The 18,632-nt window shown below is 61.2% G+C and carries 20 protein-coding genes, 1 tRNA gene and 1 riboswitch; of the genes, 15 read left to right on the top strand and 6 right to left on the bottom strand.

Annotated features, from left to right (window positions below; all coding sequences use genetic code 11):
* Window positions 1–8 precede the first annotated feature (8 nt).
* Window positions 9–914 (bottom strand): CoA ester lyase, encoded by a 906-nt coding sequence (locus HFP51_RS11455; RefSeq protein WP_176875859.1) that lies wholly within the window; start codon window positions 912–914, stop codon window positions 9–11.
* Between the two features lie 142 nt (window positions 915–1,056).
* Between HFP51_RS11455 and HFP51_RS11450 the strand changes: the two genes are divergently transcribed.
* Genes HFP51_RS11450 through HFP51_RS11435 form a run of 4 tightly spaced genes read left to right on the top strand, consistent with a single transcriptional unit; the run spans window position 1,057 to window position 3,779 of the window.
* Entirely contained in the window at window positions 1,057–1,665 is a 609-nt protein-coding gene (locus tag HFP51_RS11450) for a DUF6445 family protein (RefSeq protein WP_176875858.1), read from the top strand.
* A gap of 60 nt (window positions 1,666–1,725) precedes the next feature.
* Window positions 1,726–2,106: a hypothetical protein gene (locus HFP51_RS11445; protein WP_176875857.1), complete on the top strand. Its 381-nt coding sequence runs from the start codon at window positions 1,726–1,728 to the stop codon at window positions 2,104–2,106.
* A 6-nt stretch (window positions 2,107–2,112) separates the two neighbouring features.
* Window positions 2,113–3,198, top strand: coding sequence for an alpha/beta hydrolase (locus tag HFP51_RS11440; RefSeq protein ID WP_176875856.1), 1,086 nt, complete (start codon window positions 2,113–2,115; stop codon window positions 3,196–3,198).
* Window positions 3,195–3,779 (top strand): GNAT family N-acetyltransferase, encoded by a 585-nt coding sequence (locus HFP51_RS11435; RefSeq protein WP_176875855.1) that lies wholly within the window; start codon window positions 3,195–3,197, stop codon window positions 3,777–3,779. The genes HFP51_RS11440 and HFP51_RS11435 overlap by 4 nt, the downstream gene beginning before the upstream one ends.
* Here the strand turns inward: HFP51_RS11435 and HFP51_RS11430 are convergent.
* Complete coding sequence (locus HFP51_RS11430; RefSeq protein WP_176875854.1) at window positions 3,776–4,666, bottom strand: alpha/beta hydrolase; 891 nt, start codon at window positions 4,664–4,666, stop codon at window positions 3,776–3,778. The genes HFP51_RS11435 and HFP51_RS11430 overlap by 4 nt on opposite strands.
* Window positions 4,667–4,829: 163 nt before the next feature.
* On the opposite strand from HFP51_RS11430, the gene yghU reads away from it, so the two are divergent.
* The 4 genes from yghU to HFP51_RS11410 all read left to right on the top strand — a co-directional run bounded on the left by yghU (window position 4,830) and on the right by HFP51_RS11410 (window position 8,797).
* The gene (gene yghU / locus HFP51_RS11425; protein WP_176875853.1) at window positions 4,830–5,741 is read left to right on the top strand and encodes a glutathione-dependent disulfide-bond oxidoreductase; all 912 of its coding nucleotides are present in this window, start codon (window positions 4,830–4,832) and stop codon (window positions 5,739–5,741) included.
* A gap of 40 nt (window positions 5,742–5,781) precedes the next feature.
* A riboswitch (cobalamin riboswitch) is annotated at window positions 5,782–5,983 on the top strand.
* Between the two features lie 186 nt (window positions 5,984–6,169).
* Window positions 6,170–7,054, top strand: coding sequence for an ABC transporter substrate-binding protein (locus HFP51_RS11420; protein ID WP_255454652.1), 885 nt, complete (start codon window positions 6,170–6,172; stop codon window positions 7,052–7,054).
* Window positions 7,051–8,043 carry an iron ABC transporter permease gene (locus tag HFP51_RS11415; RefSeq protein WP_176875852.1) on the top strand — a complete coding sequence of 331 codons (993 nt, stop codon included), beginning with the start codon at window positions 7,051–7,053 and terminating at the stop codon, window positions 8,041–8,043. The genes HFP51_RS11420 and HFP51_RS11415 overlap by 4 nt, the downstream gene beginning before the upstream one ends.
* Entirely contained in the window at window positions 8,036–8,797 is a 762-nt protein-coding gene (locus HFP51_RS11410) for an ABC transporter ATP-binding protein (protein ID WP_176875851.1), read from the top strand. The genes HFP51_RS11415 and HFP51_RS11410 overlap by 8 nt, the downstream gene beginning before the upstream one ends.
* Before the next feature lie 49 nt (window positions 8,798–8,846).
* Here HFP51_RS11410 and HFP51_RS11405 read toward each other — a convergent pair.
* Window positions 8,847–8,921, bottom strand: a tRNA-Gly gene (locus HFP51_RS11405).
* Between the two features lie 177 nt (window positions 8,922–9,098).
* Between HFP51_RS11405 and HFP51_RS11400 the strand changes: the two genes are divergently transcribed.
* The 5 genes from HFP51_RS11400 (at window position 9,099) to HFP51_RS11380 (ending at window position 12,863) form a co-directional block, all read left to right on the top strand.
* Window positions 9,099–10,184, top strand: coding sequence for a GSCFA domain-containing protein (locus HFP51_RS11400; protein WP_176875850.1), 1,086 nt, complete (start codon window positions 9,099–9,101; stop codon window positions 10,182–10,184).
* On the top strand, window positions 10,185–11,018 hold the full coding sequence (locus tag HFP51_RS11395; RefSeq protein ID WP_176875849.1) for a hypothetical protein: 834 nt from the start codon (window positions 10,185–10,187) through the stop codon (window positions 11,016–11,018).
* Window positions 11,019–11,102: 84 nt separating this feature from the next.
* Window positions 11,103–12,017 carry a tetratricopeptide repeat protein gene (locus tag HFP51_RS11390; RefSeq protein WP_176875848.1) on the top strand — a complete coding sequence of 305 codons (915 nt, stop codon included), beginning with the start codon at window positions 11,103–11,105 and terminating at the stop codon, window positions 12,015–12,017.
* Window positions 12,017–12,664 (top strand): LON peptidase substrate-binding domain-containing protein, encoded by a 648-nt coding sequence (locus tag HFP51_RS11385; protein ID WP_176875847.1) that lies wholly within the window; start codon window positions 12,017–12,019, stop codon window positions 12,662–12,664. The genes HFP51_RS11390 and HFP51_RS11385 overlap by 1 nt, the downstream gene beginning before the upstream one ends.
* Before the next feature lie 7 nt (window positions 12,665–12,671).
* The gene (locus HFP51_RS11380; RefSeq protein ID WP_176875846.1) at window positions 12,672–12,863 is read left to right on the top strand and encodes a Trm112 family protein; all 192 of its coding nucleotides are present in this window, start codon (window positions 12,672–12,674) and stop codon (window positions 12,861–12,863) included.
* A gap of 7 nt (window positions 12,864–12,870) precedes the next feature.
* Here the strand turns inward: HFP51_RS11380 and HFP51_RS11375 are convergent, their stop codons facing one another.
* Window positions 12,871–13,764 carry a LysR family transcriptional regulator gene (locus tag HFP51_RS11375; protein WP_176875845.1) on the bottom strand — a complete coding sequence of 298 codons (894 nt, stop codon included), beginning with the start codon at window positions 13,762–13,764 and terminating at the stop codon, window positions 12,871–12,873.
* Window positions 13,765–13,879: 115 nt separating this feature from the next.
* Here HFP51_RS11375 and HFP51_RS11370 point away from each other — a divergent pair, with 115 nt between their 5' ends.
* The gene (locus HFP51_RS11370; RefSeq protein ID WP_176875844.1) at window positions 13,880–14,188 is read left to right on the top strand and encodes a UrcA family protein; all 309 of its coding nucleotides are present in this window, start codon (window positions 13,880–13,882) and stop codon (window positions 14,186–14,188) included.
* A gap of 69 nt (window positions 14,189–14,257) precedes the next feature.
* On the opposite strand, the gene HFP51_RS11365 is transcribed toward HFP51_RS11370, so the two are convergent.
* Complete coding sequence (locus HFP51_RS11365) at window positions 14,258–14,845, bottom strand: phytanoyl-CoA dioxygenase (protein ID WP_218135298.1); 588 nt, start codon at window positions 14,843–14,845, stop codon at window positions 14,258–14,260.
* Between the two features lie 99 nt (window positions 14,846–14,944).
* On the bottom strand, window positions 14,945–16,177 hold the full coding sequence (locus HFP51_RS11360; protein ID WP_176875842.1) for a UbiH/UbiF/VisC/COQ6 family ubiquinone biosynthesis hydroxylase: 1,233 nt from the start codon (window positions 16,175–16,177) through the stop codon (window positions 14,945–14,947).
* 122 nt (window positions 16,178–16,299) lie between these two features.
* On the opposite strand from HFP51_RS11360, the gene HFP51_RS11355 reads away from it, so the two are divergent.
* Entirely contained in the window at window positions 16,300–18,594 is a 2,295-nt protein-coding gene (locus HFP51_RS11355; RefSeq protein ID WP_176875841.1) for a DNA translocase FtsK 4TM domain-containing protein, read from the top strand.
* Window positions 18,595–18,632: the final 38 nt, after the last annotated feature.

The following is an 18,632-nucleotide window of genomic DNA, read 5'->3' as shown; positions in this document are numbered from 1 at the left end:
GCCATCGATCAGTCGGGCGCCGCCGCACCGGCCCGATCCAGCACCCGCTGCGCCTGCAACAGATGCGGCCGATCGAGCATTTTGCCGTCTAGCCCGATCGTGCCGAGATCCGGATTCTCCGCAAATAGCGCCACAACCTTGCGCGCATGCGCGATTTCTTCGGCGCTCGGCGTAAAAGCAGCATTGATGATCGGCACCTGGGCCGGATGAATGGCGAGCTTTCCGGTAAAGCCTTCGCGGCGCCCCTTATCGCAATCCGCTTCAAGGCCCGCATCGTCCCTGAAATCGCCGAACAGGCTGTCGACCGGCTGGACTTCGGCGGCAACCGCACCCGCCAGGCAGAGCGAACGGGCAAGCTGATAGGTGAAACTCAACTCCCCATCGGTATCGAACTTGCTCGACGCGCCGAGCGCTGCAGACAGATCTTCTGCGCCCCAGGTCAGTGCAGCCAAACGGTCGCTCGACCCGCCATAGCTGCCCAGGCCGAACAGGCTGGCGGCGGTTTCCGTCGCCACGGCACTGATCGCCGTCGCGCCCGGTGTGACATCCTGCTTCGCTTCCTCGCTATCCAGCATCGCATGCAGCGCCGCGATATCATCACCGCTTTCGCTTTTCGGCAACATGACGCCATGGGGCTTGGCGCCAATAATCGCCGCCAGATCATCGGCAACCATGCCGCTATCAAGCGGATTGATGCGCACCCAGATCTGCGCCGCATGATCGGCAGCGCTGCGGATGGCGTCTGCCGCGACGCCGCGCGCCGCAGGCTTGTTGGCTTCGGCTACCGAATCTTCCAGATCGAGGATGATTGCATCGGCCTCTCCGCCCAGCGCCTTGCCGATCTTCTTTTCGCTATCGGCTGGCACGAACAGCCAGCTTCTTGGAGATTGGGTCACGATTGCCTGCCTTGCCATTTGCGCCAGTTTACCGAGCGGACAATGCCGGAACGGCGCGATGCGTGCAATTGGCGAAAGGGGCGGACAGCAACCTTGACACAGGGAGGACGATGAAACAGGCCAAAGCCTGGTTTTCAGCCATAGGGCCGGGATTTCGACCATGTTGCCATCGCTGATCGTGATCGACGATTTTCTGAAAGATCCGCATGGCGCGCGGCGCCAGGCCATGGCGCTCGATTATGATCCGGCGTTCAAGAAGGGCAATTATCCAGGCCTGCTCTCAACCAAGACGCTGGATATCCAGGGGCTGGACGACACGGTGTCGAAAATCATCGGCGTACGGGTGAAGCCCGATCCCAACACCAGCCATGGCCATTGCCGATTGACGCTCAAGGCCGACAAGGGGCGCAGCGGCGTCCATATCGATCCCTGTTTCTATTCGGGCATTCTCTATCTCAGCCTCGATGAGCATTGCCGTGGCGGCACGGATTTCTTCCGACACCGCCGCACCGGGCTCGATGCGATCCCGCATGATCCGGCCCAATTGGCCGCCACCGGCTATCCCGATGCCAATGCGCTGATCGAAGATGTCGTCAACAAGGATACGGTCATCGCCAGCAAATGGGAGCGCACGTCGCGCATCCCGATGCGCTTTAATCGGCTGATCCTGTTCAAGCCCTGGCAGTTTCACAATGCGGGGCCGGGCTTTGGCAAGGATCATGAAACCGGCCGGCTCGTCCATCTGATGTTCTTTGCCGCTGACCAGTAATGCTCGACTCGCATCCGCGCGCGCGGCATAACTGCGGGCAGAGCATGATGGGAGCGCGCAATGGCCGACAATAACAGCAAGGATCCGATGGATACGCTTCGTAAGGCGATGGGCGATCTCGAAACGCGTTTTGACGAAATGTCGAAAGCGATATTCGGCACCGAAGGCTTTGCCAAAACAACCGGTGTGGCAACCGAACTCGGTGCCAAGATGCAAAAAGGCATGACCGACCAGATGTCGAAGAATCTGGAATTCTTCAACATGCCCAGCCGCGCCGATATCACAGCCATTGGTGAGCGTTTGATGACCATGGACGAACGGCTCGTACGGATCGAAGAAGCCTTGTCGCGGCTTGCCCCGCCGGAAGCGGGCGCATCATCGGGGCCCCGTCGCACGCGCAAGCCAGCGGCGAAAAAACCCGCAAAGAAGAAGTCGGACTAAGCAATAATGGCGAGCACAGCCGAACAGGATGGTGGGGCCGGATCGGGCGCGGCGATCCAGAAGCTTGTCGAGCGAACGATCCAGCGCAACATCAAGGGCGTTGAGTATTTCGCCTCGGCGGCGCCAGCTGTCGGCCTGACCGCTAAGGATGTGATTCACAAGCGCGGGACGCTGAACCTCTATCACTACAAACCGCTGGTCGAGGAAGTCTATCGGGTGCCGATCCTGATGGTCATGGCGACAACCAACCGCGGCTATGTGTTCGACATCGCCGAAGATCACAGCTTTGTCCGCTTCCTCTTGAATGCCGGATATGATGTGTTCGTGATGGACTGGGATGCGCCGCGACCCGAGGAGAAGGGCCTCAACCTCGATAGCTATGCGAATGACTTTATCGGCGATTGCCTGCGCCGGGTGCGTGAGACGACCGGCGAGCAGGAGGTGTCGCTGGTCGGCTATTGCATGGGCGGCGTGCTCTCGACCATTTATGCCGCGACCCATCCTGAAGAGCCGATCAAGAATCTCGTCTGCTTCACGACGCCGATCGATTTTTCCGAAATGCACCTGTTTGCGCATATGTCGCAGCAGAAATTTTTCGATGTCGATCGCCTGGTCGATTCGGTGGGCAATGCCTCGCCCGATTTGCTGCTGACATCATTTGACATGCTCCGCCCCTCCGGCCGTATCGCGGCCCAGCGCACGCTGTGGGACAATATGTGGAACAGCGATCTCGTCGAGTTCCAGCGGAAGATGGAGCGCTGGAGCAATGACATGCTGCCGCTTGCCGGCGAATATTTTCGCGACACGGTGAAAAAGCTGATGTGGCGCAATGAGCTGAAAGAAGGCACGCTCGAAGTCGGCGGCCGGATTGCCGATATCGGCAATATCAAGATACCGCTTTTCCATGCGGTGGCGCTGCATGATCACATCGTTCCCTATGAGGCGAGTAAACATCTGGTGCCGCTGGCGGGATCCAAAGACAAAACTGAAATCACTCTGAAAGGCGGCCATATCAGCCTGATTGCCGGGCCCAATGCGGCGCGGCGGCTATGGCCCACCCTGGACGAATGGCTTGGCGAAAGGTCCGTATGACACGCGAACGCAATCCCTCGACACATGCCATGGGCGATGCCGAGATTTCACTTCGACCCATGACGGCGGACGACAAGGCCGGGCTGCTTAGCTTTGCGAAGGCGCTACCGCCGCATGATCTGCTGTTCCTCACCCGCGACATCACCAAGCGCGGCGTGGTGGATGCCTGGATCGCGCAGACCGATAGCGGTGCCATCGAAACGCTGGTCGCCGAACAGGATGGCCGGATTGTCGGTTGTTCAGCCCTGATTACCGACCCGCTGAGCTGGTCGCCCCATCTTGGCGAGCTGCGCGTGTTGGTCGATCCGTCCGTCCGCAAGCATGGGCTTGGCCGGGTGCTGATCGAGCAATGTTTTGCCAAGGCGCTCGACAAGGGGCTGAAGAAATTGACTGCCCAGATGACTGTCGACCAGAAAGGCGCGATCACGCTGTTCGAGGAACTCGGCTTTCGCGGTGAAGCGTTGCTACGCGATCATGTCCGCGATGCGGACGAAGCGCTGCACGATATCGTGATCCTTGCGTGCGACGTGGAACAGGCCGCGGGGCGGCTCGAGGCCTATGGCATGGCCGAAAGCAGCTAGGCCGTTTTTTCTGCGATGAAGGCGCCCATTTCGGCAATCGATTGACGGGCTTCTTCGACCATCGGGTAAAAGGCCTGGAAGACATGGATCATGTCCGGCCAGACTTTCAGCGTTACATCGACACCGGCTTCTTCCGCCCGCGCGGCGAGATCAACCGAATCGTCGAGCAGCACTTCGCGATCCCCGACATGAATGATCATCGGCGCAAGGCCCGCAAGATCCGCCAGGATCGGTGACGCGAGAGGGTTGCTGGGGTCAGTATCGCCAAGATAATGCGCGGCCATCGCGCTGATCCCGTCCTTGCGGACCATCGGATCCGATTCCTTGCGGCTCTCATAGGCCTTGGCGACGATCCGGAGATCGGACCAGGGCGAGAGCAGCGCGGCACAGGCCGGTTGCGGCAGGCCGCGTTCACGGGCCGCGAGGAGCAGGGCCAGCGAGAGACCGCCACCGGCGGAATCCCCGCCAATCGCGATCTTTGCCGGATCGCGGCCTTGCTCGAGCAGCGCATGATAGACCGCGACGGCATCTTCGACCGCTGCGGGAAACGGATGTTCGGGCGCCAGGCGATAATCGACCGAGAGCCCGGTTATCCCGGTCGCACCGCTAAAGCCCGAAACGAGCCCGCGATGCGTGTTCACCGATCCGATCACATAGCCGCCGCCATGAAAGTAAAGCAGGACGGCATCGTCTTTCGCGCCCTCCACCGATTGCCATTCGCACGGCACGCCGGCGATGGTTTCTGCGCGCTGCTGTGCGCCTTCGGGAAGCGGGAAGGATCCGGCGAGCGCTTCCATGCCAGCGCGTTGCTCTTCAACGCTCGGATCGCCGTCCGCCTGATTGGCGTTGAGCAGTTGAATAACCGCGTCCATTTCCTGCTTCGACATTGCGCTCTCCCGAATCTTGATGCGAGCGCACACGCTACGGACCGGGACGAGGGCGGTCCAGCCCGACAAAAGCCTAGCCAATACCCCCAATAGTTTTCCGCCGTGGACTCAGCCGCCGTGATCAGCAATTCTCGCGTCACGCAATCAACAGAAAGAATCGATCATGAGCGACGAAGCAGAAACCCCCGAAAACCAGCCCCCAGGATATAAACCCGCAAAGATCTGGACCTGGGACAAGGAAAGCGGTGGGCGTTTTGCTGCCATCAACCGGCCGATTGCCGGACCGACCCATGACAAGGACTTGCCGGTCGGCGAGCATCCGATCCAGCTCTACTCGCTCGCCACGCCAAACGGCGTAAAGGCAACGGTGATGCTCGAGGAGCTGCTCGCGCTCGGCCATGAAGGCGCCGAATATGATGCCTGGATCATCAATATCGGCGAAGGCAATCAATTCTCCTCGGGCTATGTCGACATCAATCCGAACTCGAAAATCCCGGTGATGGTCGATCGCAGCGTCGAACCGCATCAGCGCGTGTTCGAGAGCGGATCGATCCTGCTCTATCTTGCCGAGAAATTCGGCGAGTTCCTGCCGAGCGACCATGCCTCGCGGACCGAAGCCCTGAACTGGCTGTTCTGGCAGATGGGCAGCGCGCCTTATCTCGGCGGTGGCTTTGGCCATTTCTACGCCTATGCACCGATGAAAATGGAATATCCGATCGATCGCTTTGCCATGGAAGTGAAGCGGCAGATGGACGTGCTCGACCGGCATCTGGCCGAGCATGACTATATGGCCGGCAGCGAATATTCGATCGCCGATATGGCAATCTGGCCCTGGTATGGGGGCCTGGCCAAGGGCGTACTCTACGAAGCGGCCGAATTCCTGCAGGTGCATGAATATACGCATGTGAACCGCTGGGCCGATGAGATAGCCAAACGCCCGGCCGTCGAACGTGGCCGGATGGTCAACCGCGTCTGGGGCGAGCCGGAAACCCAGCTTCCCGAACGGCATGATGCCAGCGATTTCGAGACGAAAACGATGGACAAGCTGATGCCCAAGGAAGACGCGGCCGAATAGGCCACTCACCGACGCGAATTGACAGCTGCGCATCGCTGCACCAGACCGTGGCGCAGATGGTGCCGCCTTCATCGGCGGCTAAGAGGGAACCCGGCGAAAATCCGGGGCTGTGCCCGCAACTGTCAGCCGATAGCTGACGGCCGATATGCCACTGGCTCTGTCCGCACGGGATGGGAGCCGGGAAGGCGGCCGGAGGCGACCATCGGTGAGCCAGGAAACCTGCCATCGCGTCGTTCGCCTGGAGACCGGGATCAGCTCTCGACAGGCGGGTAAGGTGTGGGTGCCGGGATCCGATCCGTTCGGCCCGCGCCACTTCCCCTGAAGCGACAGCAGACAGGCTTGGCCGTCCGCGCGGAGACCATTCCGTGAGGCCCGTTGCCGTTGGGATTGCATCTGTCGCGGACGGCGCGGTGCATTGGGGAGTGATAATGGGGCGCATCAAAAATGCTGCACCTGTTTGGCGCGGGATGGTTGTGCTTTCCGCTGCCCTTATGCTCGCCGCGTGCCAGCCATCGGGCGGCGGCGAAGACACCCTCGCGGCCCAATCAACCGAGCGGCCCATGCGAATAGTCAGCCTCGATTATTGTGCCGACCAATATCTGTTGCAGCTCGCCGATCGCGAGCAGATCCTCGCCATCTCGCCGGGCGGGGTGGAAGATTTCTCCTATATGCGCGACGCCGCGATCGGCATGCCGACCGTGCGCCCCAATGCCGAAGATGTGCTGATCCTCGAACCCGATCTCATCATTCGTTCCTATGGTGGCGGGCCCAACGCGGCCGGCTTTTTCGAGCGCGCCGGCGTTCCGGTGTTACAGCTCGGCTGGATATCCAGCATCGATGGCGCGGAAGAGGGCTCGATTGCCCAGCAAATTGCGCATGTCGCAGACGGCCTCGGCCAATCCGAGCGCGGTGCAGCGTTGATCACCAAGTTCCGATCCCGATTGGCCGCCATAAGCAAACGCAGCAGCGATGCTGCCACCCTTTATATGACGCCCGCTGGCGTCACGAGCGGGCCCGGCTCGCTGATCCATGAGATGCTGATCGCTGCCGGCCTTTCCAATTTCCAGGCGGAGTCCGGCTGGCATTCCCTGCCGCTGGAGCGGCTTGCCTATGAGCAGCCGGACCTTGTTGCTGCGGCCTTTTTCGATTCCTTTTTCAGCACGCCGGATGCCTGGGGCGCCGCCCAGCATCCGGTTGCCCGCGCGCAGCTCACCGATCGGGACGTGGTTCCGCTCGACGGCGCATGGACCGCCTGTGGCGGCTGGTTCATCCTCGATGCGATCGAGGCCCTGGCCGACGGAGCGCGCGGATGAAAGCGCATAGCTGGCTCACTCCCGGACTGGTTATCGCGTGTTTAGCGGCGATATTCGCGGCCTGCCTGATCGGATCGACGCCGATGCCGGTCGATCGGGCATTCGCCGCTTTTCTCGGCAATGGCTCGCCCGGCGATCTGCTGGTGATCTGGTCGATCCGCCTCCCCCGCGCGCTCGCCGCTTTTCTCGTCGGTGCAGCGCTCGGTGTCAGCGGCGCAGCGCTGCAGGGGCTGCTCCGCAATCCGCTCGCTGAACCCGGCGTGCTCGGCGTATCGGCATCGGCTGCACTGGCGGCGACCTTCTCGCTCTATTACGGCCTTGCCGCACTCAGCATCTGGGTGCTCCCGATCGCCGCGATTATCGGCGCACTGGCGGCCACCGCATTGCTCGCGCTCGCCGCGATCCGCACCCAATCGGTCGTCACCTTGATCCTGATCGGCGTCGGGCTATCCAGCTTTGCCGGCGCGGCGATGAGTTTGCTCATGAATCTGGCGCCCAATCCCTTTTCCCTGTCAGACATGATCAACTGGATGCTCGGCTCGGTCACCAATCGCAGCTTTGCCGAGATCGGCCTGACCTTTCCGTTCCTGATTGCGGGCTTCGCCATCCTGTTCGCCACCCGGCGCGGTCTTTCAGCGCTGACCCTGGGCGAAGAAGCCGCCAGCGGGATCGGGCTCAACCTGCGCAACCAGCGCATCTTCACCGTTCTCGGCGCGGGCCTGGCGACCGGCGCATCGGTCGCGCTGGCCGGGGCGATCGGTTTTGTCGGGATAGTCGCGCCGCATCTGGTCCGACCCTTTGTCGGCCATGATCCGGCGCGATCGCTGGTGCCGTCTGCGTTGCTCGCCGGGCTCATTCTCGTGCTGGCCGATATCGGCGTGCGGGTCCTGCCTACGGAATCCGAACTCAAGCTCGGCGTTGTCGCGGCGCTGATCGGCGCGCCGGCCTTTATCTGGATAGCGATGCAGAGGCGGACGATCCGTGGTTGAGCTCGTCGCCGCCAACCTCTCGCTCGCCGTCGGCGATGCCCCGCTTGTGCGCGATGCCAGTTTCCGGCTTGGGCCGGGAGAGCTGGTCGTCCTGCTGGGCCCCAATGGGGCGGGCAAGACGAGTTTGATCCGTTCAAGCATCGGACTCGAACCACGAACCGGGGGCAGCGCCACGCTCGATGACAGTGAGTCCTGCCTGATGAACCCCATCGCACGCGCCCGGCAGCTTGCGTATCTGCCCCAGGCCCGCCCGCTGGCCTGGCCCAATAGTGTGCGCGATGTTGTCGCCCTCGGCCGCTTTAGCCATGGCGCGGCGCTGGGCCGGCTAACGGACACAGATGCGCAGGCTGTCGACACGGCAATCGACGCATGCGGCCTGTCTGCGCTCGCGAACCGGCGAACCGATACATTGTCCGGCGGTGAGCTTGCCCGGGTCCATTGCGCCCGCGCGTTCGCCGCAGAAGCCCCGCTGCTGATCGCCGACGAGCCCACCGCGGCGCTCGATCCGCTCCATCAGTTCCGTATCATGGATCTGATCCAGGCCTTTGTGGCAAACGGCGGCGGCGCGCTGGTCGTGCTCCACGATATCCAGCTCGCCGCGCGCTATGCTTCCCGTTTGATCTGGATGGATGACGGCCAGATCGTCGCCGACGGTCCGCCCTCCGAAACCCTCACCGAAGCCCGGCTGGCCGACGTCTATGGCGTCAAAGCCCAGGTCGATGGTCGCACCATCACGCTCGACGGCGCAGCATAACGGCCGAGGCCAGCCGCGTTAAATTCGGATTCGCACTGTGAGAGAAAAATGGAGCGGGCGAGGCGATTCGAACGCCCGACCCCAACCTTGGCAAGGTTGTGCTCTACCCCTGAGCTACGCCCGCTCGGCGCTCTCCCCTATGACGCCAAATTCTTGCCATCGGGTGAAGAGGCGGCGCAGCTAGCATGGGATTAGCGGCAGGGCAAGTATATTGCGGTCAATAATCCGGCCGACCAATCGGCCATTTACACGCTGCAAGTCATCCGGCTAGTTCACCGACAACGGACAGGAGGTTACCCAGATGCGCTCGCCTTATAGCTCGCTCGCTCCGCGCGCCTTTTGGAGAAACGGCGTTGCGGGCAAAAACCCGTCTTCTGTTGTCGATCTCTACCAACCGAAATTTCCGATATCCCAGGATCTGAAAATCGCGACCGCCGGCAGTTGCTTCGCACAACATATTGCCCGCCACCTGCGCCTGCGCGACTATAATGTCCTCGATCTGGAGCCGCCATCCGCCGCGATTCCGGATTCCGTTGCCAAGCGCTTTGGGTATCGCATGTTTTCTGCGCGGTTCGGCAATATTTATGCCGTGCAACAGTTATTGCAGATCGCCGAAGAGACGATCGGTAACACGCCGTTGCCTGAATCGCTGGTCGTTTGGGAGGCGGAGGGCCGATATTTCGACGCCATGCGCCCGTCGGTCGAACCCGAGGGGCTGGACAGCGCTGCCGAAGTAATGGCCCACCGGCAGCAGCATCTTCACTATGTAGATCGCCTGTTCAGGCTGGCCGATATCTTTGTCTTCACACTGGGCCTGACCGAAACCTGGCGCGACCGGGAGAGTGGAACAGCCTGGCCAACGGCGCCGGGAACCATTGCTGGCTCTTATGATCCGGATCGGCATGAGTTTCATAATGCCGGCTTTGCCGAGATATTGGGGCAGTTCGAAGCGTTTCGCACACTCATCCGCCGTGTGAATCCGGAAATCAAATTCTTGCTGACTGTCTCGCCCGTACCGCTGACTGCGACGGCTTCGGACAATCATGTGTTGGTCGCAACCACCTATTCGAAATCCGTGTTGCGCGCCGTGGCCGGCGAACTCGCTGCGACCCATGACGATATCGATTATTTCCCATCCTATGAACTGGTGGCCTCTCCGCTGGCCCGCGCAGAACTTTATGAGCCCAACCTCAGGACCGTTCGGATGGATGGTGTGGACATGGTGATGCGGCAATTCTTTGCGGCCCATGGTGTGGAAACGCTCGACACTGATGCGGCGGGACCAGCCGATAGCGACGCAGATACTGCAGCATATCCTGAGATTGATGCCGATGAAGAGGCATTGTGCGATGACGTGCTGCTCGAACAATTTGCGCCTGGCAGCTGAATGGCGGACGATGACATCCTGTTGGATTCGCTTCAACGCCCGATAGATCCGGCGGCACCGACCGTCTGTTTGCTCGGCAATTCGCATAGCCAAGCCTATCGCCATGCACTGGCATCCAATTCCGCGCCATTCGATGGTGTAACGCTTGATTTCTTCTCCGGGAATCTCGCCGCCCTGCAAACCCTGTCTGTACAAGGCGATGCTTTTGTCACCGACCATGATGGCTTGTGTAAAAGATGGAGCCGCAATCCACCGCATAAGGCCAAGATCCGTCCGGCAGATTATGATGCATTCGTCCTCGTGGGCCTCGGCGTTGATTATATGCTCGCGCTGCGCGCCCTGGCCAAGCTGGATCTATTCTCGCACAGCGCCGGTCAGAGATTGATAAGCCGCGCTGCGTTCCGCGCGATCATCGCCGAGAATTTCAAGCTCAGTTTTGCATATTTCATGGTTCGCAACCTGCGCGAAATGACCGATGCGCCGATTGCCCTGATCGTCACGCCGCGCCCGGGCGAAACCTTGATCGAAAGGCCGGCATATAGCCGCTACACGCAAGATGATGGCATGGCCGTGATTGGCGAGGCAGGATCGATGACCGAGGAGGTGGCGTACGAAATATTCGGTGGCGATGTCCGGCTCGTCCTGCCCGATCCGGCCCTATCGGCCAGCTCCGGCCTGACCCGCCGGGATATGATGCGCAGCGGGGGTGAAGAATGGGACGGCCTTGAACCGCATGACGACGGTTATGACCATGTCCATATGAACGCCGGCTATGCTCGCCATATGCTGGATTGCTTTGCGCCTGTGTTCGCCGAGTTGCTGGCCAGCCGATAGCCGGCACGCAATGCTGAGCCTCCCCTTGGGTTATGCGCTGCAATACCCCATATATGCCCAAACCCCGAAAAGGAGTCGTACGAAGTGGCCACGCAATTGGGATTGACCGAAGACCAGAAGGCCGAGGTCGAGAAATTCCGCACCGATGTTGTCGAACCGTCAATGTCGCAGCTCGTTATCCTGGATTTCTGGGCCGAATGGTGCGGCCCGTGCAAGCAGTTGACGCCAATGCTCGAAAAGGTGGCAGCGGACTATGCGGACAAGGGCGTGATCCTGAAAAAGGTGAATGTCGACGAAGACAAGTTCATCGCCTCCCAGTTCCAGATCCAGTCAATCCCCACCGTCTATGCGATGTTCCAGGGCAAGCCGATCGCGGATCTTGGCCAGGCGCGCACCGAAAGCGCGCTAAAGCAGATGCTCGACCAGATTTTGACGCAGCTGCCGGTTGAGAGCGACGAGAAGCAGCAACAAGCCGAAATCGAGCCGCTTATCGAAATGGGCGAGCAGTTTCTTTCGGATGGCGATAATGAGCGTGCGCTTTCCGCCTTTGCCCAGATCATGGAAATGGCACCGACCGAACCCAAGGTCATTTCGGGCTTTGTCCGAGCGCTGGTTGCTATGGACAAGATTGACGAGGCACGCGAAATGCTCGCCCAGATACCCGAAGAGGTGGCCAAGGACCCGGCGATTGTTCGTGCCCAAGCGGCCATCGATCTGATCGGCGATGCCGCAGACAGCGAAGATACCGCACCGCTGCGCGCCAAGGTCGAAGCCAATCCGGCCGATCATGAGGCGCGGCTCGAGCTCGCAACAGCCTTGATCGCCAATGATGCGCGGGACGATGCTGCCGATCAGCTGTTCCACATCATCGAAGCCGATAAGGACTGGAATGAGGGCGCGGCGCGGCAAAAGCTGCTCCAGCTGTTCGAGGTTGTCGGCCTGGAAGATGAATGGGTGTCCCAGCAACGCCGGCGGCTCTCGGCTATCCTGTTCGGATAATGAGCGAAAGCCCGGTCCGCCTTTCCATCTTTCCGCTCGCCGGCGCGATCCTGTTGCCGCGCGCGCAGCTGCCGCTGCATATATTCGAGCCGCGCTATCGGGCGCTGGTGCAGGATTCCATGGCCCGCGATCGGCGCATCGCAATGATCCAACCGCGCAGCACGGAAGATGCAGACGGCCATAAACCGGCCCTGTTCGATATTGGCTGTATCGGCAAGATTTCCGAAGTCGAAGCGATGGAAGATGGGCGCTTCAATCTGGTGCTGGATGGCCTGACCCGGTTCCGGCTGGTGCGCGAACTTGATGCGACCACCGCCTTTCGGCGGGTCGAGGCGGTTACCGCAGAATTTGGCGATGAGGCCGAGGCGGAGCCGCTCTCGATTGCGATGCGTGGCGGGCTGATGGATGAATCGAAGAAGTTTGCGACCTTGCTCGGCTATGCCGTGGACTGGGATGCGGTTGAGACGCTCGACGATGAAACGCTCGTCAATATGGTCGCCCAGGTTTCGCCGTTCGACACGGTCGCAAAACAGGCATTGCTCGAAGCACCGACGATCGAGGAGCGGTCCGAACTGCTGATCCAGTTCATGCAATTCTTCCGCATGCACCAGCAGACCGGCGGCGATGACCGCGCGACTCTGCAATAGCGGACCAATGACCAGCGCCACTCCGCTCGACCCTGAACTTCTCGCCATACTCGTCTGCCCGGTAACCCGGACACCGCTGCGCTATGATCGCGAGGCGGATGAGTTGATCTCCGAGGCAGCAGGATTGGCCTATCCGATCCGCGATGGCGTCCCGGTGATGCTCGTTGAAGAAGCGCGCAAGCTGGGCGCAAGCCGCTAGCGCCCCCCTATTGCGGCGGCTGCAGGGCGAGCGTCTTCAGTTCCTTGGCAAGATAATCGAGCACGGCCCGGATACGCGGCACATGGCGGAGGCGCTCATGGGTCAGCAGCCACAAGCCGTTTTCATCCTCTCCGCGCGGCGGCAGGCATTGAACGAGCTCGGGATCATGATCAGCGAAGAAGCTCGGCATCACGGCAAGTCCGCCCCCGGCCCGCACGGCGGACAGTATCCCGGTGGCGGTCGCATGATGCACGGCAACCCGATCTTCCAGGCCATTGTCGCGCAGCCACTGGCGATAGGTGCGCCAGAAATTCTCGCCACCCCCGCCGATAAAGGCGTGGTTGACCAGATCGGCTTCGGACTTGGGGATGCCATTTTCACGCGCATAGGAGCGGCTGCAGTAAATCGTCCAGCCATCATCGGCGATACGCCGCCCGACCAGTCCGCCCCCTGTCGGCCCATTGCTGTTGCGCAGCGCGATATCCGCATCGCCGCTCGCCAGGTCGCGCGGCTCCTGGGTCGTTTCAATCTCGATCCGGATTCCCGGATAGTCGGTCCGCATCCGCTTCAGCATCGGCGGCAACAGGGTTTCGGCATAGATATCGAGCGTGGTGAGCTTCACCGATCCGCTGATATCGCGGACCTGCGAATCCGCCGCCTTGGCGAATTCGTCCGCAGCACTGCCAACCGCGCGCGCCGATTCGAGCAGCGCCTCACCCACCGGGGTGAGCGTGTAACCGGTCCGGCTGCGGTCAAAGAGAGTGAGATCGAGCGCGTCTTCGAGCGCCGCAATGCGCCGCGCCGCGGTGGTTTGGCTGACATGCAGCTTCTTGCCGCCGCTTAATGTGCTGCCGGTTTCCGCGACGGCGATAAAGTAACGAAGATCGTTCCAGTCCATCATATTACCTGTTCTGCAATTCTGCAGAACATATAGGCAATATCGTTGTTAGTTGCAAATCGCAACCTATGTTACATCCCTTCTTGTCAACTCAACCCCCTCCCCAAGGAGCATGACAATGAAGAATATTAGCGCACTTTTGATTCCCGCCACCCTGATGATCGGCGCAGCGATGGCCCAGCCGGGCGTCGCCCAGGCCGCACCGGCCGGCAATGCCACGGTCGCCGTGAACCATGCCGATCTCAACCTTGCCAATGAAGCGGATCGCAACACGCTTCAGCGCCGCCTTATCGCAGCTGTCCGCGAAGTCTGCGGTACCGGCTACAGCTTTGACCTGCGCAGCCGCATCGACGCCCGCGACTGCCAGGAAGAAACGCTGCAGAGCATCGCCATTCCAATGCCCGGCGTCTTCGCAGCCGCCGAATAATCCGTACGGAACCCTCTTCCGTATCCAAACTGGCCGCCATCCCTCCCCGGGTGGCGGCCTTTTTTGTCGTCAATCGGCCGCCCATCGGAGCGGTTCTGGTAGCTCGACCGTCGAATAATCGATCTGCAGTACACGCCGTTGCCGGTCTCCGGACGCCAGGTCAGAGCGGTGAAGGATCGGCGTGGAGTAGGCCCAAATACTACCCGGTTCGGCATGGCAAGAGTGCAGGGCACAGCGGCCAACGACGTCATCAATCTGTGATACGGCTATGCGACCCGTTTTGTGCGACCCCAAGGCGATAACCAAAGGTGCATTCTCATCATCGACGGCATCGATATGAACGCGCAGGGTCATCATTGATTCCATCACCGTAAATGGTGGTTCGACATGGGGAGTGCCGTTTTTCACGGTCCATGGGCCAAACCCTGGTTGATCATGGCGTTCTGCCACCGCAATTGTCCTGTCCTGGTGCCATCCCAAGGCCCAGTTTGTCCCGGGGGTCTTGTTGAAGATCACGGCGCGCACTGGCCGTGCCTTTTCGCCAAGGCAGCGGTCAGCAATGCTGCCAATCTCACTGCCGACGCCCAGCAGAGTTTTGAGTTTTGAACCAATCTCAATTCGCAAACCGGGCCGCGCGGCGGCGCGTGCGTCGAACATTTCAGCCAATCTGGTACGATCAGCATAACTAACCGCCGCTGGAAAATATTCGGCACCGTCTCTTTCAAGGGATAGCCCGTGGTGCATTGGACTAAAGCCCTAAACCGTGACGCCTCGGAGGAGCAGGGGGAGTTTTCCGCTGCTGCCGCGCGCTTCGTCGACAAAGCGGCGTTTTAGGGGCGGGATGCGATCGACGGCGGTCATGCCAATGCGCCGGATCTTCGAAGCGGTTTTGCCGGGAATACCAAACAAACGCGTCAGGCCGTCTGTCGCCATCGCGACCATCAGCGTATCGAGACTGCGCCAGGTCTCATAGCGTTTCATAAGCTGCGCATCGCCGGGATCCATGCCGAGCCGGACGCCTTCAACCAGCACTTCGGTGAGCGCTGCAACATCGCGAAAGCCGAGATTGAGGCCCTGGCCGGCAATCGGGTGAATGCCGTGCGCGCTGTCGCCGACCAGCGCCAGCCGTTCGCCGGTGATGTGCGCCGCATGATGGAATCCAAGCGGATAGCTGCCCCGCGGTCCGGCCAGCGCCAGATCGCCCAGGAACCCGCCCATCCGCTTTTGGGCTTCGGCAAGAAAGGCGCGCTCAGACAGCCCGAGCATCGCCGGGCCATCTTTTTCGTCGACTGTCCAGACCAGGGCCGAGCGCGGGCCATTCGCATCGTCCAGCATCGGCAGCAGGGCAAAGGGCCCGGCCGGATAGAAAATCTCATAGGCAATCGCGCCATGGGGGCGTTCATGATTGATCGTCGCGACGATCGCGTGATGGCGATAGCTCCAGCGCGCAATCTTGATGCCCGCCGCATCGCGGGTCGGCGAGCCCCGGCCTTCGGCACCAATCAACAGTCCGCCCTTGAGCACCGTGCCATCGTCCAGCGTAACGGTGACGCCGCTCGCGTCGCGGACAACATCGGCTGCGCTCTTCGCCATATGGAGATCGATATACTCGGCCTTCTGCGAGACTTCGAACAAAGTCGCGCGCAACAACCGATTTTCAAACATCGTGCCGAGCGGGCCTTCGCCCTCGCCCGGTTCGAAATCGAGCCGCCCGGGCGCCAGTCCGTCACTCGCCCGGATCGATCCGATTGCACAGCCCTTGCCGTCCAGCGCTTCACCGAGGCCGATCGCATCGAGCATATTCTTGCTGGCGCTCGCCACAGCGGAAACGCGCCCATCATAGCTGCTGTCGAGCAGAGCTTCGCTTGGCATCCGATCGATAACCGCGCTGGACACCCCATGGGTGTCCAATGCGAGCGCCAGAGTCTGGCCGACCAGTCCGCCGCCCAGAATGATGATATCTGTCCGATTTTCGCCGTTCATCGCCATAGGGACTCGCTTTAACGCAGGCGGAGCGAGCCGCATAGACGCAAATGCTTGACGCGGAGTCCAGCGCAAGCGCATTAGAGGCAAACAGAAGAACATAAAGCGCACAAAGCGGGAGGCGCGAGATGGCACAGGGTGGATTGGCGGCACAGCTGCCGGCCTGGCGAGACGCAATGCGGCGCGCAGCCTCGCGCTCGACCGCATTACTGGCATCGCTCGGCCTGTTGACGGTCACCGTGCTGACCGCGCTCTCGCTTGTCAGCTATCGGCCCAGCGATCCGGCGCTGAATACGGCAGCAGCCGGCCCCGCACAGAACTGGCTTGGTAGCGTTGGTGCCTATACCTCCGAAACCCTGCTGACGGTGTTTGGACCGCTGGTCGCGCTGCTGCTTCCGCTGGTTGTCCTTGTCGCCTTGCGCCTGTGGCGCGATGCACCGCTTGGCCGCTGGGCGCGATCGGCATTGCTGATAGCCGTGGCGATCATGCTGGTTGGCTCGGCCATGACTTTACTCAGCGGCGCCAGTGTGCGCGGGCTTCCGCTCGGCTGGGGCGGCGTGCTCGGCTATGGCGGCGGTGCAGCAGTTGGCGGTTTGCTCGGCCTGATCGGCAGCCCCGATGTCGCACGCTATCTCGGCTGGGCGCTGGCCGCCTTGCTTGGCGGTGGCGGCGTGTATCTCTGGTATCGCGGCCTCGGTTTTAACGAGGATGAGCGCGCCTTCCTGTTCCGTCGGCGCGAAAAACCGGCACCCGTACGGATTACAGATCCCAAGGAAGAGGCGAAGAAAACGCCGCAGCCGCGCAAGAAAGTCGCGCCGCCCGAACCCGAAGCACGCGCGCCGGTCATCACCGATCCCAAGGCCAAGCGCAAAGCTCCCGACAAGAAACCGCGCCAGCGCACGCTCAACCTCAATTATGAGCTGCCCTCGCTCGAACTGCTCAACCCGCCTTCCGATGAAGGCGGCCAGGCGCTCGACAAGGCGGCGCTCGAACGCAATGCGCGCCTGCTTGAATCCGTGCTCGATGATTTTCATGTCAAAGGACAGATTGTCGAAGTCCGGCCGGGCCCGGTCGTCACCATGTATGAGCTCGAACCCGCGAGCGGCATCAAGGCAAGCCGGGTGATCCAGCTGGCCGACGATATCGCCCGCAACATGTCGGCCATCTCCGCGCGTGTCGCGGTGATCCCGGGACGCAGCGTGATCGGCATTGAACTGCCCAACCAGCATCGCGAGATGGTGGTGCTCTCCGAAATGGTCGCGAGCACCGCCTTTGAAGATCATACGGCCAAGCTGCCGATCATCCTCGGCAAGAATATCGCCGGCGATCCCGTGATCGCGGATTTGGCACCGATGCCGCATCTGCTCGTCGCCGGGACCACCGGTTCGGGTAAGTCGGTCGGGCTGAACTGTATGATCCTGTCGCTGCTGTACCGCCTGACCCCGGAAGAATGTAAGCTGATCATGATCGATCCCAAGATGCTCGAGCTGAGCATCTATGACGATATCCCGCATCTCCTATCGCCCGTCGTCACCGAACCCGCCAAGGCAGTCCGGGCGCTGAAATGGGCGGTCGAGCAGATGGAAGAACGCTATCGGATGCTCGCCTCGCTATCGGTGCGCTCATTGCAGGGCTTCAACGACAAGGTCCGCGCGGCCAAGGCCAAGGGCAAACCGCTCGGCCGACGCGTGCAGACCGGCTATGATGCGGACACCGGCCAGCCGGTCTATGAGGAAGAGGAGCTTGAATATGAGCCCCTCCCCCAGATCGTCGTCGTGGTCGACGAGCTTGCCGATCTGATGATGACGGCGGGCAAGGAAGTCGAATTCCTGATCCAGCGATTGGCCCAGAAAGCCCGTGCAGCCGGCATTCACCTGATCATGGCGACGCAGCGCCCCTCGGTCGATGTGATTACCGGCGTGATCAAGGCGAACCTGCCAACCCGCATTTCGTTCAGCGTGACCTCCAAGATCGATTCCCGCACCATCCTCGGCGAGCAGGGTGCCGAACAGCTGCTCGGCAAGGGCGACATGCTCTATATGCCCGGTGGCAAGCAGATTGCCCGCGTCCATTGTCCGTTCGTATCGGATGAAGAGGTGCGCCGGGTCGCCGATCATTGGCGCGAACAGGGCCAGCCGGAATATATCCAGGCGGTTACCGAAGAGCCCGAAGATGGCGGCTATACATTCGATGGCCAGCCCACGGGTGAAGATTCGGCTGAAGACCAGCTCTATCGCAAGGCCTGTCAGATCGTTGCGGAAAGCCAGAAGGCCTCAACCAGCTATATCCAGCGCCAGCTGCGCGTCGGCTATAATAACGCCGCACGGCTGATCGAGCGGATGGAAGCCGAAGGCAAGGTCAGCGCCGCCAACCATGTCGGCCGCCGCGAAGTGTTGATCGATCAGGAAGGCAATCCGCTCTAGGGATCGCCTGAATGTGCGCGCAACCGCGGGTTCAGTTT

The sequence above is a fragment of the Parasphingopyxis sp. CP4 genome (assembly GCF_013378055.1).
In the GTDB taxonomy this organism is placed as follows: domain Bacteria; phylum Pseudomonadota; class Alphaproteobacteria; order Sphingomonadales; family Sphingomonadaceae; genus Parasphingopyxis.
Note: the sequence above shows the minus strand (reverse complement) of the source record. Positions and strands in the feature narration are given on the sequence as shown.

What these genes read in the sequence shown, in the direction of transcription:
- HFP51_RS11455 (WP_176875859.1), bottom strand. Translation starts at nt 914, where the DNA reads ATGGCAAGGCAGGCAATCGTGACCCAATCTCCAAGAAGCTGGCTGTTC.
- HFP51_RS11450 (WP_176875858.1), top strand. Translation starts at nt 1,057, where the DNA reads ATGTTGCCATCGCTGATCGTGATCGACGATTTTCTGAAAGATCCGCAT.
- HFP51_RS11445 (WP_176875857.1), top strand. Translation starts at nt 1,726, where the DNA reads ATGGCCGACAATAACAGCAAGGATCCGATGGATACGCTTCGTAAGGCG.
- HFP51_RS11440 (WP_176875856.1), top strand. Translation starts at nt 2,113, where the DNA reads ATGGCGAGCACAGCCGAACAGGATGGTGGGGCCGGATCGGGCGCGGCG.
- HFP51_RS11435 (WP_176875855.1), top strand. Translation starts at nt 3,195, where the DNA reads ATGACACGCGAACGCAATCCCTCGACACATGCCATGGGCGATGCCGAG.
- HFP51_RS11430 (WP_176875854.1), bottom strand. Translation starts at nt 4,666, where the DNA reads ATGTCGAAGCAGGAAATGGACGCGGTTATTCAACTGCTCAACGCCAAT.
- yghU (WP_176875853.1), top strand. Translation starts at nt 4,830, where the DNA reads ATGAGCGACGAAGCAGAAACCCCCGAAAACCAGCCCCCAGGATATAAA.
- HFP51_RS11420 (WP_255454652.1), top strand. Translation starts at nt 6,170, where the DNA reads ATGGGGCGCATCAAAAATGCTGCACCTGTTTGGCGCGGGATGGTTGTG.
- HFP51_RS11415 (WP_176875852.1), top strand. Translation starts at nt 7,051, where the DNA reads ATGAAAGCGCATAGCTGGCTCACTCCCGGACTGGTTATCGCGTGTTTA.
- HFP51_RS11400 (WP_176875850.1), top strand. Translation starts at nt 9,099, where the DNA reads ATGCGCTCGCCTTATAGCTCGCTCGCTCCGCGCGCCTTTTGGAGAAAC.
- HFP51_RS11395 (WP_176875849.1), top strand. Translation starts at nt 10,185, where the DNA reads ATGGCGGACGATGACATCCTGTTGGATTCGCTTCAACGCCCGATAGAT.
- HFP51_RS11385 (WP_176875847.1), top strand. Translation starts at nt 12,017, where the DNA reads ATGAGCGAAAGCCCGGTCCGCCTTTCCATCTTTCCGCTCGCCGGCGCG.
- HFP51_RS11380 (WP_176875846.1), top strand. Translation starts at nt 12,672, where the DNA reads ATGACCAGCGCCACTCCGCTCGACCCTGAACTTCTCGCCATACTCGTC.
- HFP51_RS11375 (WP_176875845.1), bottom strand. Translation starts at nt 13,764, where the DNA reads ATGATGGACTGGAACGATCTTCGTTACTTTATCGCCGTCGCGGAAACC.
- HFP51_RS11370 (WP_176875844.1), top strand. Translation starts at nt 13,880, where the DNA reads ATGAAGAATATTAGCGCACTTTTGATTCCCGCCACCCTGATGATCGGC.
- HFP51_RS11365 (WP_218135298.1), bottom strand. Translation starts at nt 14,845, where the DNA reads ATGTTCGACGCACGCGCCGCCGCGCGGCCCGGTTTGCGAATTGAGATT.
- HFP51_RS11360 (WP_176875842.1), bottom strand. Translation starts at nt 16,177, where the DNA reads ATGGCGATGAACGGCGAAAATCGGACAGATATCATCATTCTGGGCGGC.
- HFP51_RS11355 (WP_176875841.1), top strand. Translation starts at nt 16,300, where the DNA reads ATGGCACAGGGTGGATTGGCGGCACAGCTGCCGGCCTGGCGAGACGCA.